Origin of the sequence: Methylobacterium sp. WL6, assembly GCF_008040095.1 — a bacterium.
Classification (GTDB): Bacteria; Pseudomonadota; Alphaproteobacteria; order Rhizobiales; family Beijerinckiaceae; genus Methylobacterium.
Genome location: NZ_VRVH01000425.1, coordinates 1 through 3006 on the forward strand (window position 1 = coordinate 1; position 3006 = coordinate 3006).

Here is a 3006-nt window from a genome sequence, read left to right on the forward strand (position 1 = left end):
GCTCCCCGCCGGCGCCGTCGCCGCCGGAGCGGATCGCGCCCAGCGTCCCCTGCATCCCGTCGATCAGGTACCCGTAGAGGTCGCGGATCTCGGGTCCGAGCGCCTTCTGGCCGAGGAAGTAGGCGACCGGGTTCGGCGCCTCGTAGCGGGTGAGGTTGAGGATGCCGACGTCGACCATCGCCACGGTGACGCGGGCCGCCTCGCCGGCCTTGAGCCCCGCGAGCCGGATCGGCAGGGTCAGGTCCTGGCGCGGGCGCGTCTTCTCCGGGGCCTCGACCGAGACCGTCAGCGCCCGCTCGGCCCGGTCGACCGAGAACCACGCCAGCCCCAGCGCCCGGCCCGGCAGGCGCTTGGCGGCCTGGTCGAGCGGCCGGTAGGCGGTGGCGACGAGATAGGCGCCGGCGCCCCACTCGGCCTTGACCGGGATCGACACCGTGACGCCGCCCTCCGGCACTTCCACGTCGAGCACCGCCTGCAGCCGGTCGCCGACCACCGTGACGGTGGCGCGGCCCTTGAAGCGCGGGTTCAGCCGCGCCTGCAGGGTGTCGCCGGCCGTGTAGGCCGCCTTGTCGAGGGTGAGGTCGAGGAGGTCGGGCACCTCGGCCGTCTCCGAGCCGCTCCAGCCCACGCTGAAGCTGACGGAGGCCGCAGCCCCCGGCCGGCCCGGCGCGCTGACCTCGAGGCGGTACTTCCCGAAGCCGAGCGCCTGGGCCACCTTGGCCGGCGCGTCGGCCTTCAGGTCGAGGGTGCCGTCGGCGACCCGGCGCACGGACTTCACCGGCTCGAACGACCAGCGGCCGTCGGCGCGGTACCATTGGTAGGTCTGCTCCAGCCGCGACAGCGTCCAGGTCGCGCCGGCCTGCGCCAGGCGCGTGCCGTCGGGCGCGGCCATCACCACGTCGAAGCCGGCGGTGCCGCCGACGGGCAGGTCGTCGCCAAAGCCCTTGCGGATCGCCAGCACCGGGCCCTCGGGCAGGATCGGCAGGGTGAGGCTGCGCGACAGCGCCCGCCCGCCGGGCTCGCCGACCGCGAGCGTGATCTTGGCCTCGACCGGGCGCGGCGCGGCCAGCGCCTGCACCGGCACCGCGACCACGGCCTCGCCCTGGGCGTCGGTGGCGGCGCGCGCCTCGATCTCCTGGGTCGAGGCCTCGATCGCCTCGTCGTCGAGGCCGACCGAGAAGCCGTCCAGGCCCTTGATGCCGCTCGCGGCCGCCGCCTGCACGGTGACGCTGCCCGAGACGTCGAGGCCCGAGCCCGGCGCGCCGTAGAGGTAGCGCGCCGCCACCGCGACCCGGGCGGCCTCGCCCCGGCGCAGGCTCGGCTGCTCGGGCTTCAGCGTCACCTCGAGCCGCTCGGGGACGTAGTCCTCGAGCAGGAACGAGGCCTCGCCGACGGCGGGCGCCTTCGGATCGGTGAAGGCCTGGATCCGCCAGGTGCCGTGCATCGCGCCCGAGAGCAGCGGCAGCGGCAGGGCGCGCCCGCCGAGGCCCTGGTCGGCCACCGAGACGCGGCGGTACTCGACGCCGTCGGGGCGCTTGACCACCAGGGTCAGCGGCAGGCTCGGCACCGCCTTGCCCTGCCCGTCGCGGAGGAGCGCGGTGATCTGCACGGTCTCGCCGGAGCGGTAGACCCCGCGCTCGGGGAAGACGTAAGCCTCGATCGAGCCGGCGTCGGCCCGGCCCTTCACGCCGCGGTCGGTGAGGTCGAAGGCGGCGAGGTCGAGGTCGAGGAAGCCGTAATCGTCGCCGACCTGCGCCACCACCAGGCTCGGGGCGACGCCGCCCTCGCCGCGGGCGAGCCCCGGATCGAAGGCGGCGTGGCCGCTCGCGTCAGTCCGGCGCGCGGCCAGCACCTCGTTGTTGCGGGCGATCAGGCGGATCTCGGCGTTCGCGACCACCGTCGCGCTGGCGAGCGAGCGCGCGAAGACGTGGACGCCGTCGCGGCCCTTGAAGGCGGTGAGCCCGAGATCGGAGACCACGAACCACTGCGTCGCCTTGGCCTCGTAGCCGCCGTCCTCGCCCTCCGCGGTCGCGGCGGTGCCCGAGGCCTGCGCCAGCATCACGTAGAGGCCGGGCTCGAGCCGGCCCACCGCTTGGAGCACCGGGAAGGCGGTGACCGATTCCTGGTTGACCTCGGCCTTGGCCGTGTCGAGCGTGCCCTTCCAGACCTGGACGCCCTTCTGCGCGGCGATGGTCCGGGCGGTGGCGCCGTTGAGCTGGCCCAGGAACTCCTCCGACCGCAGCGACGGCAGCAGGCCGCGGTCGCCGATGCGCAGCACCTCGACGTCGACCTTCGGTGCGTTGACCGAGACCAGCGGCACCCCCGCCTGCCCGGTGCGGGGCAGGACGTAGTTGCGGCCGGTGAAGCGCACCTGGGGGGCGCGGTCGCGGACGTAGACCTCGTAGTCGGCCGACTTCAGCAGGCTCTCGCCCACCGCGGAGGGCAGGCCCTGGCGCACGACGAAGGCGTAGGAGCCGCCGTGCTTCAGCCCGTCGACGCAGACCTGGGAGCCTTCGGCCGTGACCGCGGCGTTGGTCGCGCCCGACACCGCGACGAAGGGGGCGAAGTCGGCCTTGGCCGCCAGCGGCTCGGAGAAGGTGAAGCACACCCGCGGGGCGGCGGCGTCGGCGTCGACCTTGTAGTCGAGGATGCGGAAGCCGTGTTCGGCGCGCATCGTCTCGTAGGCCTCGCGCACGGGCGCCACGTCGTTCAGGGCCAGGCTCGCCCCGTAGGCTTCGAGCGCCGGGCGCCACTCCGCCCGGCCGCCCTGGATCTCGGCGAGCAGCGCCAGGGCCTCGGCCGCCTCGGGCGCGCTCCGCGCGCGCTGGTAGGCCTGGTAGGCGGCGGCCGGGGCCCGGCCGCGCAGGCGCGCGCGGCCCTCGTAATCCTTGTTCTCGTCGTCGCCGGCGACCGCGTCGGCCGCCCGCGCGTAGCCGAGCCAGGCCTGGACGTCGGACGGGTCGGCCGCCACCGCGGCGGCGAAGGGCGGCAGCGCCTCGGCGGCCT

1 protein-coding gene is annotated in these 3006 nt (G+C 75.3%); it reads right to left on the reverse strand.

Annotated elements, in window-relative coordinates; translation table 11 throughout:
• A partial coding sequence (locus FV230_RS26665; RefSeq protein WP_246695020.1) for an MG2 domain-containing protein occupies positions 1-3006 on the reverse strand: 3006 nt, incomplete at both ends.